We start from the raw sequence: 13,919 nt of genomic DNA, 5'->3' as shown, positions 1-13,919 counted from the left end.
CCCCGGCTGGACAATCGCGTCTGTTTGCATGAATATTTGCGCCATGACCTCACATCGAACCAGAAAACGCCTCAGCGTCGCCTTCCTGCTGGCCGATCGCTTCACGCTGTCGGCCTTCGCGAATTTCGTCGATGTGCTGCGTCTTGCCGCCGACGAGGCCGACCGCTCCCGGCCGATCCTGTGCGAATGGTCGGTGCTCTCGGCAACGCTCGGCAGCGTGCAGTCCAGCTGCGGCGTGAAGGTGCAGCCGGATACGCGGCTGATGGATGCCGGGCACTACGACTATATCGTCGTTGTCGGCGGCTTGATCAGCGACCACAGCGCCCTGCCGCCGGAGGCACTGCGCTTCCTGAAGGATCGCGCGGCGGCGGGAGTTCCGATTGTCGGGCTCTGCACCGGCGTCTTCATCCTGCACGAAGCGGGCCTGCTCGACGGCTATCGCTGTTGCGTGAGCTGGTTCCACCGTCAGGATTTTCTCGACCGGTTCGACACGGTGCAAATGGTCTCCGACCAGATCTTCGTCATCGACCGCGACCGGTTGACCTGTTCCGGCGGCCACGGCGCCGCGCATCTGGCCGCCTTTCTCGTCGAGCGCCATGTCGGCCAGTCCGCTGCCATCAAAAGTCTCAACATCATGATGATCGACAGCGCGCTGAGCGGCGAAAAGCCCCAGCCGGGCCAGCAGAGCGCTCGCAAGGCCAATGATCCCCTGGTCAAGAAGGCGATCCTGCGGATGCAGCAGAATATCGAGGTGCCGAGAACGGTGCTGGAACTGGCCCACGACCTCGGCCTTGGCCGCCGCAGCCTCGAACGGCGCTTCCTCAACGACCTGAAGGCGACACCGTCCAAGGTCTATCTCGAGCTCCGGCTGGACCGCGCCCTGTCACTTCTGCGCACGACGCATGACCCGATCACCCAGATCGCGCTTGCCACCGGCTTTTGCGACGCCCCGCACCTCTCCCGCACCCTGCGGACCGAGCGCGGCTTTACCCCCAGCGAATATCGCAAGACGCAGGCCGGACACACGACAACCGACGAGGAATTCGCCGTCGGCGTACTGCTTCCGCAATCCTGAACATCCCCCGATCATCGGTACTGCTCAGCTTCCGCACCCTGCCCGTTGCTGAAACGAGGCGGATTTCGCCAGCCGCACGCGAATAGCCAGAATCCATAAAGATAAGCGTTTTCAAACCATTGCTCATTCGCGAACGTATGAAATCATCACATTGAATTATTTCCTTATAAGCAATGTATAACGAAATTATACAATTTCATTGACTCGCCCTGCGACCCGTGTCAGTTTTTCACCGTCGACAGAAATGGAATGAGCTCACACCGGTTGGGCAGGAGGTTTGGATGAAAAACGGCAAGAACGGCTTGTACGAAGATATCAAGCATCAGATTCTGACGATGGAACTCGACCCCGACCAGGATCTGGACGAAGTGAGCCTCGGCCTGCGCTATGGTCTTTCGCGCACGCCTGTCCGGGAAATTTTCCGCCGGCTCGAGGGCGAAGGTTATATCGATATCCGCGCCAATCGCGGCGCCCGCGTCATTCCGATGAATCACCAGACGCTGCGGCACTTCTTTCTGGTCGCGCCGATGATCTATGCCGCGATCGGCCGCCTCGCCGTGCAGAATTTCCGGCCGAAACAGCTTGGCGAATTGCGGGACACACAGGAGCGGTTCCGCACGGCAAGCCTGACGGGCGATGCGCCGGCCATGGTGGTGGAAAACAACCATTTCCACGCACTGATCGGCGACATGTCCGGAAATGTCTACCTGCAGGCGAGCCTCGGCCGGCTGCTGATCGATCACGCCCGCATCGGCCACACCTTCTACCGGCCACGCAATGACGACATGCGCGAGCGCCTGAAGCTCGCCGTCGAGCACCATGACGGCTTCATCGCCGCGATTGAAAAGCATGACGAGGACGCCGTCGTCGATCTGGTCTTCGAACATTGGGAATTGTCGCGCGAGAACATGGAAATGTTCATCGCACCGCAGGGAATGAAGGCGGATGCCCTCGTCGAGGTGCCCGTCGCAGCGATGGAGAAATCGTCTTGAAGTTCGAAGGCATATACACTCCGGCAATCACGCCGCTCGGGCCCGATGGGCAGATCGACCGTGACGGTTTCGCAGCCGTTCTGGAACAGCTGATCGAAGCCCGCGTCCACGGCATTATCGTCGGCGGTTCCACGGGCGAATATTACGCGCAGACAGCGCAGGAGCGCTTCGATCTCGCCGCTTACGCAAAGCAGGTCATTGGCACGCGCCTGCCGCTGATCGTCGGCACGGGCGCCACGCGCACCGAGGATTCCATCGACTATGCCAAGGCCGCGAAGGAGATCGGGGCGGACGCCATTCTCGTCTCCTCGCCGCCCTATGCGCTGCCGACGGAGCGCGAAAATGCGGTCCATGCCCTTGCCGTCGACCGCGCCGCCAACCTGCCGATCATGCTCTACAATTATCCCGCGCGCATGGGCGTGGTGATGGGGGAGGACTATTTCTCCCGCGTCGGCAAATCCAAGAACGTCGTCGCCATCAAGGAAAGCTCCGGCGACATGGGCAATCTGCATCTGCTCGCCCGCAAGTTTCCGCACATTGCGCTTTCCTGCGGCTGGGACGATCAGGCGCTGGAATTCTTCGCCTGGGGCGCAAGAAGCTGGGTCTGCGCGGGTTCGAATTTCCTGCCGCGCGAACATGTGGCGCTCTACGAAGCCTGTGTTCTCGAAAAGAATTTCGACAAGGGCCGCGCGATCATGACCGCGATGCTGCCGCTGATGGATTTCCTCGAATGCGGAAAATTCGTGCAGTCCATCAAGCACGGCTGCGAGATTATCGGCCTGAAGGCCGGTCCCGTCCGCGCTCCGCTGCGTCCGCTCAATTCCGAGGAAAAACGCACCCTCCAGACTGTCGTCGCCACCTTGAAGCGCACGGTCGCCCAGATCACGTCGGGAGCCAATCATGCATGAACCTTTGACCGCCGCCGAATACCGCGCGATCGCCGCCAATCTGCAACTGCCCGCCAATGCCTTCATCGACGGCGCTTTCGTGCCGGCGAAATCGGGCAAGACATTCACCTCGACCAACCCCGCCACCGGCGAGACGCTCGCCGAAATCGCCGCCTGTGACGCAAGCGACGTGGATTTCGCCGTCGCCAAGGCGCGGGAGGCTTTTGACGACGGCCGCTGGCGCAATCTTGCGCCGGCCGACCGCAAGGCGATCCTGCTCGACTTCGCAAAACTTCTGGAAACCAACCGGCACGAACTAGCCGTCATGGAAAGCCTCGACAGCGGCAAGCCGGTCCGCGAATGCCAGACAGTCGATATTCCCGATACGATTCATACCATTCGCTGGCACGCCGAACTGATCGACAAGCTTTACGACAATGCGGCCCCGGTCAGCGGCAATGCGCTTGCCATGATCGTGCGTGAACCCGTCGGCGTCGTCGGCTGCGTGCTGCCCTGGAACTTCCCGCTGCTGATGCTCGCCTGGAAGATCGGCCCGGCACTTGCCTCCGGCTGCTCGGTCATCGTCAAGCCGGCGGCGGAAACGACGCTCACGACCTTGCGCGTTGCCGAACTCGCCCATGAGGCCGGCATTCCGGCCGGCGTCTTCAACGTCGTCACCGGCGGCGGCAAGGAGGTCGGCGAGCCGATCGGCCTGCATATGGATGTCGACATGGTGGCCTTCACCGGCTCGACGCCGACCGGACGGCGGTTCCTGCGTTACGCCGCCGACTCCAACCTCAAGCGCATCGTGCTTGAATGCGGCGGCAAGAACCCGGCGGTGGTGCTGGATGACGCCGAAGACCTCGATCTCGTTGCCGAGCAGGTTGTCAACGGCGCCTTCTGGAACATGGGCGAGAATTGCTCGGCCTCCTCGCGGCTGATCGTCGATGCGAAGATCAAGAACGAACTGCTTCAGCGGATCGGCGCCTATATGCGCGAATGGAAGATGGGCGACCCGCTCGACCCGGAAAACCGCGTCGGCGCGCTGGTCAGCAAGGCCCATTTTGACAAGGTCCATTCCTTCCTCGAGGATGTGAAGACCGAAAAGCTTGCCATCGTTCACGGCGGCAAGACCGAGAAGGGCATCTTCATCGAGCCCACGGTGGTCGACAAGGTGACGCCGGCGAGCCGTCTCTTCCAGGAGGAAATCTTCGGGCCCATCCTGTCGGTGACGAGTTTCAACACGCTGGCCGAGGCAGTCAGTCTCGCGAATGACACCAATTACGGCCTCGCCGCCTCCGTCTATACCGCAAGCCTGCGCAAAGCGATCCGGCTGTCGCGCGAAATCCGCGCCGGCATCGTGACGGTCAACTGCTTCGGCGAGGGTGACGCCACCACGCCCTTCGGCGGTTACAAGGAATCCGGTTTCGGCGGGCGCGACAAGTCGATTTTCGCGCATGACAATTATTGCGAACTCAAGACGATCTGGATCGACATATCGGATCGTTCGGTGGACGAGACGGTCAGATGACGACCCGGTCCGTCAAACGTTTGCCGGTCGAAAACGGCATCTCGGGCTGGGAGGCGATCAGCAAACGTTCCTTCCCGGTCCGCAGCCTGGAAGGCAACGTAACGGCGGACTGGCTGGTCATCGGCGCGGGTTTTGCGGGTCTTTCCGCTGCCCGCCGCCTCACGCAGCTTCGTCCCGGCGACAGGATCGTCGTGCTCGATGCGAGCGAGGTGGGCAAAGGAACCTCGGGCCGCAATTCCGGCTTCATGATCGACGTCCCGCATAACCTCGCCTCCGGTGAATATTCGAGCGGCGCGGCCGATGCCACCAAACTCGAGATGGAACAGAACCGGTCGGCGATAAAATTCGCCACCGAAGCAGCGGCGGAATACGGAATGTCGCGCCAGACATTCGATCCGGCCGGAAAGATCAATGCCGCCGCCACCGCCCGGGGGCTGAAACTCAACCAGAGTTTCGGCCTGTCGCTGAAAAACACCGGCGAAAAACACCGTTTCCTCGACGCCGCCGAAATGCGCGCACTGACCGGATCGGACTACTATCTCGGCGGGCTTTATACGCCGGGAGCCGTGCTGATCCAGCCGGCGGACTATATTCGCGAACTGGCCTCAGGCCTGTCGCCGAAGGTGGACCTGTTCGAAAATTCGCCGGTCACGGCGCTCGGACACGAAAACCACATCTGGACGGCGACGACACCAAAGGGCAGCGTCAGCGCTCCAAAGGTCATTCTCGGCGTAAACGGCCATATCGACGATTTCGGCCATTTCGGCGGACGGCTGATGCATATTTTCGCCTATGCCTCGATAACCGCGCCCTTTGCGGCGGATGATTTCGGCCACCGTGTCTCGGGCGAGGACAGATGGGCGCTGCTGCCTGCCGACGCGATGGGCGCGACCGTGCGCAAGATTACCTCGGGCGGCCAGTCACGCATCGCGATCCGCACGAAATACACCTACGAGACGACGGTCGGCATCAGCGAGCGGTGGCTTGCGAAGATGGCGCAGGCGCATCGGCGCTCGCTCGACGCCCGCTTTCCCGGCCTTACCAATATCGGTTTCGAACATAGTTGGGCCGGCAGGCTTTGTCTCAGCCGCAACCACGTGCCTGCCTTCGGCGAAATTGAGGAAGGGCTGTTTTCCGCCTGCTGCGAGAACGGGCTCGGCACCGTGAAAAGCACGCTTGCCGGCATGATGGCGGCGGAACTGGCGACCGGCAACGCCTCCCGGCACCTTGAGGAATACATGGATCATCCCGCGCCCACCCGGCTGCCACCGGAACCGTTTGCGTGGCTCGGCATCAATTCGGTGATCCGATTGCAGGAATTGCGTGCAGGCCGCGAGGGATGAACCCTCCCGCGCAATAGGAGGACCGGGCCGGTGTCGGGTCTTCGATAAGAATGGGAACAAAAACTAGGAGAAATAGTATGAAGACTTTATGGAAAGCGCTTTGCGCGGTCGCGATGGTCGGCATGACGGCGTTCTCCGCTCATGCGGAAGAAAAGACCATTACCATGGGTACGATGTCCTGGGAGGATCTCACACCCATCACCGGCATTACCAAGAAAGTGCTTGAGGATTCCGGTTATACCGTCAAGGTCGTACCGTTCTCGGAATGGGGCATCGCCTATGCCGCGCTGACCAAGGGCGATATTCAACTGCTCGCCTCGCAGATCGATTATGTCGCACAGGATTACTGGGACAAGAACAAGCGGCGTCTCGAGAAAATTTCGCCCGTGTCGCACGGCCTCTTCCAGGGCGTCGCCGTGCCGAAATATGTCACCGTTGATTCCCTCGACCAATTGAATGACAACGCCGAGAAGTTCGGCGGCAAGATCGTGGGTATCGAACCCGGTTCCGGCCTGATGCGCGACACCAGCAACGCCGTGAAGGATTACGGCCTGAAGCTGCAGCTCGTCGAAGGCAGCACGGCGGCAATGACCGCGGCGCTCAAGTCGGCAATCGACCGCAAGGAATGGATCGCCGTCACGATCTGGGAACCCTCCTGGATGATGCAGCGCTACGACGTCAAGTTCCTCAAGGATCCGAAGGCCGTATTCCCGCCGCCGCAGGGCTATTACTGGATCGGCCAGAAGGGCTTTTCCGAGAAATATCCGCATGCGCGTGAAGTGGTCGCCAGCGTTTATGTGCCGCTTGCCGATATCACCGCCATCAATGCTGCGGTCAATGATGGCAAGACGATGGATCAGGCGGTCAAGGACTGGACCGACAGCCACGCCGACCTTCTGAAGCGCTGGGAAAACATCAAGAGCGAATGACCCTGAACGTGCGGGCCGCAAAGCCGGCCCGCACGCGGATTTCCAAAAGTTGAAGGCCGGCCCCGAGCAGGCCCGTGGGGAACGCGATGAATGCTGTGATGAACGAACCCAACGAAGTGTTGGTTGATTGCCAGAACGTCTGGAAAATTTTTGGCGCACGGGCCCAGGCCGCCGTCAAGGCCGTCTCCGAGCGCGGATTGTCAAAGAAGCAGATACTGGAGGATTTCGACTGTGTCGTCGGCGTCTCCGACGCCAGCCTTCAGGTTCGCCGCGGCGAAATCTTCTGCATCATGGGGCTTTCCGGCAGCGGCAAATCGACCCTGATCCGGCTCCTCAACCGCCTCATCGAACCGAGTGTCGGCAAGATCACGGTGAAGGGCAAGGATATCGCCAGGCTGAACGCCGCCGAATTGCGCGAATTGCGCGCCCGCAACATCGCCATGGTTTTTCAAAGCGTGGCGCTGCTGCCCTACCGGACGGTGCTCGAAAATGCCGGTTTCAGCCTTGAGGTACGCGGTGTCGCGAAAGACGAACGCAATCGCGTGGCGCGCGAAGCCCTTGAAAAAGTAGGGCTGGCCGACTGGACCTCCCGTTATCCCTCGGAATTGTCCGGTGGCATGCAGCAGCGCGTCGGCCTTGCCCGTGCGCTCGCGGCCGATCCCGAGATCATTCTTATGGACGAGCCGTTCAGCGCACTCGATCCCCTCATCCGCCGTCAATTGCAGGACGAGTTCCGGCAGCTGACGAAATCGCTCGGCAAATCCGCCGTCTTCATCACCCATGACCTCGAAGAAGCCATCCGTATCGGCGACCGCATCGCCATCATGAAGGACGGCGTCATCGTGCAGGTCGGCACCGCCGAGGATATCGTCACCAAACCTGCTGACGATTATGTCGCTGATTTCGTGGCGGGCATCTCCCGGATTCACCTGGTGAAGGCCCATTCGGTCATGCAGCCGGTCGCCGAATTCGTGGCCTCGCAGCCCCAGTGTGATATCGGCACGCTGCTCCGCGCCTCGCCGGAGACCGATATCGGCGGGCTGATCGATCTGACGATGCGGTCCGACCACGACGCCGTCGCCGTCTTCGAGAAAGACACCGTCATCGGCATCGTCACCGCCCGCGACCTTTTACGCGGCGTGGCCGGCGCGCCCGACGAACAATTCGCGGCGGCATAGGTGGAGGCTCAAAATGGACACCTCGATCATCACGGACCGTTTCGATAGCTTCACGGAGGATGCACTCGGCTGGATCGGCGATAACGGTCAGGGGCTGTTCGATTTCGTCAGCAGGCTGCTTGAAGGCAGCTATGACGGAATCCTCGGGCTGCTCCAGCTTGCCCCGCCCGTCGTCATCGCCCTCATCGCGGCCCTGCTCGGCTGGCGGTTGATCAACCTCGCGGCCGGTATTCTTGCCGGCGTCGCGCTGATGTTCTGCGCCGCCATGGGGCTGTGGACCGAAACCATGAGCACGCTTGCCTTGGTGGCCACGGCGACGATCCTCGCTTTGCTGGTCGGCATTCCGCTCGGCATCCTTGCCGGCTTCGCCAAATCGCTCGACCGGGTACTAGAACCCGTGCTCGACCTGATCCAGACCATGCCGCCCTATATCTATCTCCTGCCCGCAATCGCGCTTCTGGGCTATGGGCCGGCGACGGCACTCATCGCTACCTTCATCGTCGCCATGCCGCCCGCCATCCGGCTGACCTCGCTCGGCATCCGCATGACGCCGCGGGAATTCATCGAACTCGGCCACGCGAGCGGTCTCACCTCCTGGCAGATGTTCACGAAAATCCGCCTGCCCTTCGCCATTCCGAGCATCATGGCCGGCATCAACCAGAGCCTGATGATGGCTTTCGGCATGGTCGTCATCGCCGGCATCGTCGGTTCCGGCGGGCTTGGCGAAACGATCTACGGGGCGGTGCGCACGCTGGATATCGCGACCTCCATCAATGCTGCAATCGCCATCGTCATTCTGACCATGGTGCTGGACAGGCTCACGCAAAGCGCGGCCAGCCGCGTCAAGGCAGGTGCAAGATGAACTTCGATCTCCTCCGATTTTCTCCGGGCACCTATCTCGCCCCCGCCGTGGACTGGCTGAACACCAATTTCCACCCGTTTTTCGCAGCCGTGACCAACCTCATCGAGAGCGTTCTCGGCGCGATCGAAGCCGTGCTGCTTTATCCGCCCGCCTTTGCCCTGATTGCGGTCGCGACCTTGCTCGCCTTCTTCGCCATCAACCTCAAGGCCGCGATCGTAACGGTGCTTGCGCTCTCCTTCTGCTTCTTCGCCGGCTTGTGGACGGAATCGATGCAGACGCTCTCTCTGGTGACCGTGGCCGTCGCCATTTCGGTGTCGGTCGCCTTCCCGCTCGGCATTCTGGCGTCGCGCTACAAGAGGTTCGAAACCTTCATTCGCCCGGTGCTCGACATCATGCAGACCGTACCGCCATGGGTCTATCTGATCCCGGCCGTGATGATCTTCAGCCTCGGCCGTGTCCCGGCGATCATCGCTACGATCGTCTATGGCGTTCCGCCGATGCTGCGCCTCACGACGCTTGCCTTCAACCAGGTGCCGAAGGATCTTCTGGAACTTGGACAGGCAACAGGCGCCTCGCCCCGATCCATCCTGTTCAAGATCGAAATCCCATCCGCCACGCCCACGCTTCTGGTCGGCCTCAACCAGTGCATTCTGCTGTCCCTGGCCATGGTCGTGCTGGCCGGGCTTGTCGGGGCCGGCGGGCTCGGCGCCGAAGTCACGCGCGGCTTGACGCGCATGGAAATGGGTCCGGGCCTGAGAGCCGGACTTGCCATCGTCGCCATCGCCATTTTCCTCGACCGACTGTCCAGAAGCGCGCTACAGGGCCGCAGGGTATCGGCCGGAGGAAACGGCGCGCACTGAGGAAAAGAGAGCCATGCGCCACAGCTTCTTCTGCATCGATTCCCACACCTGCGGGAATCCCGTTCGTCTCGTCGCCGGCGGAGGGCCGCTGCTGCCGCATCTTCCGATCGCCGAGCGCCGCGACATATTCGTTCGCGACCACGACTGGGTACGGCAGGCGCTGATGTTCGAGCCGCGCGGCCACGATGTGATGTCGGGTGCGATCATCTATCCGGCCTATCGGCAGGACTGCGATTTCGCGGTGATCTTCATCGAGGTCAGCGGATGCCTGCCCATGTGCGGCGCCGGCACAATCGGGCTTGTGACGGCGGCAATCGAGGAGGGCCTAGTGATTCCTAAGGTGCCGGGAAGGCTGTCAATTGAGACGCCCGCTGGAAAGGTCGATATTCAATACGAAAAGCCCGCAGACTTCGTCGAATCCGTCCGCATGTTCAACGTGGCCAGCTATCTTCATGCCGCCGATGTGGAGGTGGAAATTCCCGGTCTCGGCAGGCTCACGGTCGATGTCGCCTATGGCGGCAATTATTATGCGGTGGTCGAGCCGCAAGCCGCCTGGCCCGGTCTCGATGGCATGTCGGCCAGCGATATCGTCGATCTCAGCCGCAAGCTGCGCGACGCGCTTTCGCAAATCTGCAATCCGGTGCATCCCGAGGACGAGAGAATAAGTGGCGTGCACCATGCCATCTGGTGCGACAAACCGGTTTCAGCCGAGGCGGACGGGCGCGGCGCAGTGTTTTACGGCGAAAAGGCCATCGACCGCTCGCCCGGCGGCACCGGCACCTCGGCCCGCATGGCGCAACTCCATGGCAAGGGCCGCCTGCAAGCCGGGGAAAGATTTCGTCAGGAAAGCCTGATCGGCACGATCTTCGAAGGCAGGATCGAGGAAGAGACGGCAGTCGGCAGCTTCAGAGCCATAATGCCGAGCGTCTCCGGCTGGGCGCGGATCATTGGACACAACACCATATTCGTGGATGATCGCGACCCGCTGGCGCATGGATTTCAGATCGGTTGAGGAGTGTTTCGATCATGGTGGATATCGGTCGCATCGGCATCGTCGGAGGCGCTGGATGGCTGGGAACGGCGATGGCAAAAGCACTCGTCCGCTCCGGCACCCTATCCGCCGAGCGGCTGATCTGCTCCTACCGGCGCAGCAAACCGGCGGAGCCTCTGGCTTGCCGCTGGACACAGGACAATTGCGAGCTGGCGGAGAATTCCGACATCGTCATCCTTTCGGTTCGGCCGCAGGATTGGAGCGCGGTCGAGATCGACCTCACCGACAAGCTGGTGGTCTCGGTAATGGCCGGCGTGACGGTCGACAATATCAGGGAAAGAACCGGCTCCGCGCGTGTCGCGCGCGCTTTGCCGAACGCGGCGGCGGAAGTCGGTTTTGCCTATACGCCCTTCTTCGTTGCGTCGTCCGAAACCAGTGACGCAGAGACTGTCGGCACGCTGTTTCGCAGTTGCGGCGAGGTGGATCTCGTCAACCGCGAGACGGATATCGACTATTTCACCGCCATGTCCGGATCTGGAGCCGCATTCCCGGCATTGCTGGCGGAGGCGATGATGAACGATGCGATCGCGCGTGGCATACCGCCGGCGGTGGCTCGCCGCGCCGCACAGCAGGTCATCATCGGCGCGGGACGGCTCCAGGAACGGGACGGCGTTTCTCCCGACGAAACCGTGACGTCATTTGTCGACTACAAGGGAACAACGGCCGCCGGCATTCTCGCAATGCGCCGCGCGGGCTTCGCCAACGTGGTCGAGGCGGGATTGGATGCGGCTTTCAGAAAAGCGAAGGCGCTTTCAGTGCAATGATCGGGCGGCGTGCTTCCCCTGCGAATGCACGCCACTCTTTTGCGCCTATATTTCAAGCTTCACGGAGCCGATCGGCCTCGAACAGCAGGCGAGAATATAATCGTCGGCAATATCCTCGTCGGTAATGCCGCCATTATGCACCATATGCACCTGCCCTTCGAGCTTGCGGATCTTGCAGGTGCCGCACAGGCCCATGGTGCAGCCCGAAGGGATCATCAGACCTGCCGCCCGCGCGGCGGCGAGGATCGTGTCGGTCTCGGCGCAACGGGTGGAAATGTCCGACAGGCTGAATTCGATCTCCGCCGTTTTATCCTCATCTGGAACGACATCGGCCGGAACCGCTTCGGCCTGCTGCGGGGCCGCCTGAAAGCTTTCCTGATGGTAGCGGCCCATATCGTAACCGAGGCTGGCCAGAGCCTCGCGCACCGCCCGCATGAAGGGTTCAGGCCCGCAGCAGAACACCTCGCGTTCCAGATAGTCCTGCGCCATCAGGCCCAACATGATCTGGTTGAAGAAACCGCGATAACCCGTCCAGGGCCTGAAAGGATCGGTCTGTTCGACGACCCATTTCAGATCGATGCCGTTGACGCGCGAGGCCATATGCTCGAGCCGTTCCCGGAAGATGATCTCGGAAGGACGCCGGGCACAATTGACGAAAACAATATCCGATTCGCGGCCGGAATCGTAAAGATGGGTGGTCATCGACATCATCGGCGTAATGCCCGATCCGGCCGAGATGAACAGATATTTCTCCGCCGGATGCTGCATGATCGAGAACCGGCCCGCCGGCCCCGTGGCGCGCAGCCGAACGCCCGGGCGCAGATTGTTGAACATCCACCGTGTGCCGATGGAATCCGCCTGCGCCTTGACGGTGACGGTAAGGCAGGTCGGCCGCGACGGCGAGGACGAGATCGTATAGGTGCGGTAGACGTTTCCACCCGGCACCGGCAGTTCCAGCGTGAGGAACTGGCCGGGATCGAAGCTGAAAAGAGCGCCGGAAGGAGACTGGAAACCGAACGTCATGACGTTCGTCGCTTCCGGCAGACAGGAGACGCATTCCAGCTCTTCCGTGTCCGACCAGAAGGCGAGTCTGGGCCTTGTGATGGTGTTCATCGCCTCACTCCGCCGCTATCTGGGCCGCCATCTCAGATGTCGTCAGCGAGCGTTCCAGCCAGCCGGCATACCAGTCGATGAACTGGATGACGCCGCTTTCCTGCGCCGGCGAATAGGGGCCGGGGCGGTAGGCGGGGGAGAAAATTCCCTCCTGATTGGTTTCGACGATCTCGCGGTCTTCGTCATTCGTGGCGATCCAGACTTCCGTCAGCCGTTTCAGATCGTAATCGACGCCTTCGACCGCGTCCTTGTGAACGAGCCAGGTGGTGGTGACCTCGGTTTCCGTGGGGCTGATGGGCGCCACGCGGAAGGTCAGCGAATGGTCGGGCAGGAAATGGTTCCAGGTCGAGGGATAGTGGAAGACCAGCAGCGAGCCGGCGTCCGGCACGGCGACCCGGCCGAGTTTCTTATCCACGCCGGCCTTGCCATCCATGGTGTAGCTCAGCGCACCTTCCTGGAGCGGCATCCGCGCCAGACGATATTGGCCGTCGCCGGCCAGGAGGAATTGTGCCGGAGCGCCGGCGGCTTCGCAGCGGTCGAAATGGGCCTGAAGCCGCGCCGAGATGGAACCGTCCGCCGAAACGCCCGCCACTTCCGGATCGAGCGGGAAGGAGCGGCAGAGCGCCGGATGGTTGCTGCTGCAATGGTAACATTCGCGGTTGTTTTCCCAGACGAGCTTCCAGTTGCCTTTCTCGACGATGGTCGAGGTGTAAGCGACCTTGGCGTTGGAAAGATCATGGACCGCCAGATAGGGGCGCGCCAACTCGGCGAAGGGCTCGAAGGCCGGCGGCGTGTCGGACAGACAGATGTAGATCAGCCCGTCGAGGTTACGCAGGCTAACCGGCTTCAAGCCGTGGGACGATGCGTCGAAGTCCGGGCCCATGTCGTTTGCCCAGAGAAGTTTGCCGTCCAGCTCATAGGTCCATTGATGGTAGGGACAGACCAGTTTCGCCACCTGCCCCTCACGCGCCTTGCAGACGATGGAGCCGCGATGACGACAGGAATTGTGAAAGGCACGGATTTCGCCATCGCGGGCTTTCACGATGATGATGTTGTAGGCGCCGACGCGCATCGTGACGTAACTGCCGGTTTTCACCAGCTGGCAGGCGGGAATGGCAAACAGCCACTCCTTGTAGAAGAGATGTTCGAGATCGAGATCGTAGATCGACTGCGACGTATAGAAGGGCTGTTCCAGAGCATGGCCTGGCTTGCGGCGTGCCAGCAGTTCCTGTGCGGAAATATGTGCGTTCATGGCGGTAGGTTCCCGGTTTATCCTTGTTCTGACCGCAAAAATCCCCCTCACCGCTGTTTTTGACAATAGCAATTATTTTCAT

At 61.4% G+C, this 13,919-nt stretch carries 13 protein-coding genes; 11 read left to right on the top strand and 2 right to left on the bottom strand.

The features are described from left to right. The first annotated feature begins 28 nt into the window (after nucleotides 1-28). The 11 genes from O3S81_RS17160 to O3S81_RS17110 all read left to right on the top strand — a co-directional run bounded on the left by O3S81_RS17160 (nucleotide 29) and on the right by O3S81_RS17110 (nucleotide 11,472). Nucleotides 29-1,075, top strand: coding sequence for a GlxA family transcriptional regulator (locus O3S81_RS17160; protein WP_269345064.1), 1,047 nt, complete (start codon nucleotides 29-31; stop codon nucleotides 1,073-1,075). Between the two features lie 281 nt (nucleotides 1,076-1,356). Continuing rightward, nucleotides 1,357-2,067 carry a GntR family transcriptional regulator gene (locus O3S81_RS17155; RefSeq protein WP_269345063.1) on the top strand — a complete coding sequence of 237 codons (711 nt, stop codon included), beginning with the start codon at nucleotides 1,357-1,359 and terminating at the stop codon, nucleotides 2,065-2,067. Continuing rightward, entirely contained in the window at nucleotides 2,064-2,975 is a 912-nt protein-coding gene (locus O3S81_RS17150; RefSeq protein ID WP_269345061.1) for a dihydrodipicolinate synthase family protein, read from the top strand. The genes O3S81_RS17155 and O3S81_RS17150 overlap by 4 nt, the downstream gene beginning before the upstream one ends. After that, a complete protein-coding gene (locus O3S81_RS17145) occupies nucleotides 2,968-4,485 on the top strand; it encodes an aldehyde dehydrogenase (protein WP_269345059.1) in 1,518 nt (505 codons plus the stop codon). Before O3S81_RS17150 ends, O3S81_RS17145 begins: the two co-directional genes overlap by 8 nt. Beyond that, complete coding sequence (locus O3S81_RS17140; protein ID WP_269345057.1) at nucleotides 4,482-5,828, top strand: NAD(P)/FAD-dependent oxidoreductase; 1,347 nt, start codon at nucleotides 4,482-4,484, stop codon at nucleotides 5,826-5,828. The genes O3S81_RS17145 and O3S81_RS17140 overlap by 4 nt, the downstream gene beginning before the upstream one ends. 77 nt (nucleotides 5,829-5,905) lie before the next feature. Next, nucleotides 5,906-6,757 carry a glycine betaine ABC transporter substrate-binding protein gene (locus O3S81_RS17135; protein WP_269345055.1) on the top strand — a complete coding sequence of 284 codons (852 nt, stop codon included), beginning with the start codon at nucleotides 5,906-5,908 and terminating at the stop codon, nucleotides 6,755-6,757. A gap of 98 nt (nucleotides 6,758-6,855) precedes the next feature. After that, nucleotides 6,856-7,935 carry a quaternary amine ABC transporter ATP-binding protein gene (locus O3S81_RS17130; RefSeq protein ID WP_442864939.1) on the top strand — a complete coding sequence of 360 codons (1,080 nt, stop codon included), beginning with the start codon at nucleotides 6,856-6,858 and terminating at the stop codon, nucleotides 7,933-7,935. Between the two features lie 13 nt (nucleotides 7,936-7,948). Then, nucleotides 7,949-8,797: an ABC transporter permease gene (locus O3S81_RS17125; protein ID WP_269345051.1), complete on the top strand. Its 849-nt coding sequence runs from the start codon at nucleotides 7,949-7,951 to the stop codon at nucleotides 8,795-8,797. After that, nucleotides 8,794-9,657 (top strand): ABC transporter permease, encoded by an 864-nt coding sequence (locus O3S81_RS17120; RefSeq protein ID WP_269345049.1) that lies wholly within the window; start codon nucleotides 8,794-8,796, stop codon nucleotides 9,655-9,657. Before O3S81_RS17125 ends, O3S81_RS17120 begins: the two co-directional genes overlap by 4 nt. A 13-nt stretch (nucleotides 9,658-9,670) precedes the next feature. Further along, entirely contained in the window at nucleotides 9,671-10,669 is a 999-nt protein-coding gene (locus O3S81_RS17115; protein WP_269345047.1) for a 4-hydroxyproline epimerase, read from the top strand. A gap of 14 nt (nucleotides 10,670-10,683) precedes the next feature. Further along, nucleotides 10,684-11,472: a pyrroline-5-carboxylate reductase family protein gene (locus O3S81_RS17110; RefSeq protein WP_269345045.1), complete on the top strand. Its 789-nt coding sequence runs from the start codon at nucleotides 10,684-10,686 to the stop codon at nucleotides 11,470-11,472. Between the two features lie 45 nt (nucleotides 11,473-11,517). Here the strand turns inward: O3S81_RS17110 and O3S81_RS17105 are convergent, their stop codons facing one another. Both O3S81_RS17105 and O3S81_RS17100 read right to left on the bottom strand, forming a co-directional pair. Further along, on the bottom strand, nucleotides 11,518-12,585 hold the full coding sequence (locus tag O3S81_RS17105; RefSeq protein ID WP_269345044.1) for a hybrid-cluster NAD(P)-dependent oxidoreductase: 1,068 nt from the start codon (nucleotides 12,583-12,585) through the stop codon (nucleotides 11,518-11,520). A 4-nt stretch (nucleotides 12,586-12,589) separates the two neighbouring features. Further along, nucleotides 12,590-13,837: an aromatic ring-hydroxylating oxygenase subunit alpha gene (locus O3S81_RS17100; protein ID WP_269345042.1), complete on the bottom strand. Its 1,248-nt coding sequence runs from the start codon at nucleotides 13,835-13,837 to the stop codon at nucleotides 12,590-12,592. Nucleotides 13,838-13,919: the final 82 nt, after the last annotated feature.

The organism is Agrobacterium sp. SOY23 (assembly GCF_027212525.1).
GTDB classification, from domain to species: domain Bacteria; phylum Pseudomonadota; class Alphaproteobacteria; order Rhizobiales; family Rhizobiaceae; genus Agrobacterium; species Agrobacterium tumefaciens_I.
This window is presented reverse-complemented; position numbering and strand designations above follow the sequence as displayed.

Excerpts from the sequence above, each read along its gene's own strand:
- O3S81_RS17160 (WP_269345064.1), top strand. The coding sequence starts at position 29 with ATGAATATTTGCGCCATGACCTCACATCGAACCAGAAAACGCCTCAGC.
- O3S81_RS17155 (WP_269345063.1), top strand. The coding sequence starts at position 1,357 with ATGAAAAACGGCAAGAACGGCTTGTACGAAGATATCAAGCATCAGATT.
- O3S81_RS17145 (WP_269345059.1), top strand. The coding sequence starts at position 2,968 with ATGCATGAACCTTTGACCGCCGCCGAATACCGCGCGATCGCCGCCAAT.
- O3S81_RS17140 (WP_269345057.1), top strand. The coding sequence starts at position 4,482 with ATGACGACCCGGTCCGTCAAACGTTTGCCGGTCGAAAACGGCATCTCG.
- O3S81_RS17135 (WP_269345055.1), top strand. The coding sequence starts at position 5,906 with ATGAAGACTTTATGGAAAGCGCTTTGCGCGGTCGCGATGGTCGGCATG.
- O3S81_RS17130 (WP_442864939.1), top strand. The coding sequence starts at position 6,856 with ATGAACGAACCCAACGAAGTGTTGGTTGATTGCCAGAACGTCTGGAAA.
- O3S81_RS17125 (WP_269345051.1), top strand. The coding sequence starts at position 7,949 with ATGGACACCTCGATCATCACGGACCGTTTCGATAGCTTCACGGAGGAT.
- O3S81_RS17120 (WP_269345049.1), top strand. The coding sequence starts at position 8,794 with ATGAACTTCGATCTCCTCCGATTTTCTCCGGGCACCTATCTCGCCCCC.
- O3S81_RS17115 (WP_269345047.1), top strand. The coding sequence starts at position 9,671 with ATGCGCCACAGCTTCTTCTGCATCGATTCCCACACCTGCGGGAATCCC.
- O3S81_RS17110 (WP_269345045.1), top strand. The coding sequence starts at position 10,684 with ATGGTGGATATCGGTCGCATCGGCATCGTCGGAGGCGCTGGATGGCTG.
- O3S81_RS17105 (WP_269345044.1), bottom strand. The coding sequence starts at position 12,585 with ATGAACACCATCACAAGGCCCAGACTCGCCTTCTGGTCGGACACGGAA.
- O3S81_RS17100 (WP_269345042.1), bottom strand. The coding sequence starts at position 13,837 with ATGAACGCACATATTTCCGCACAGGAACTGCTGGCACGCCGCAAGCCA.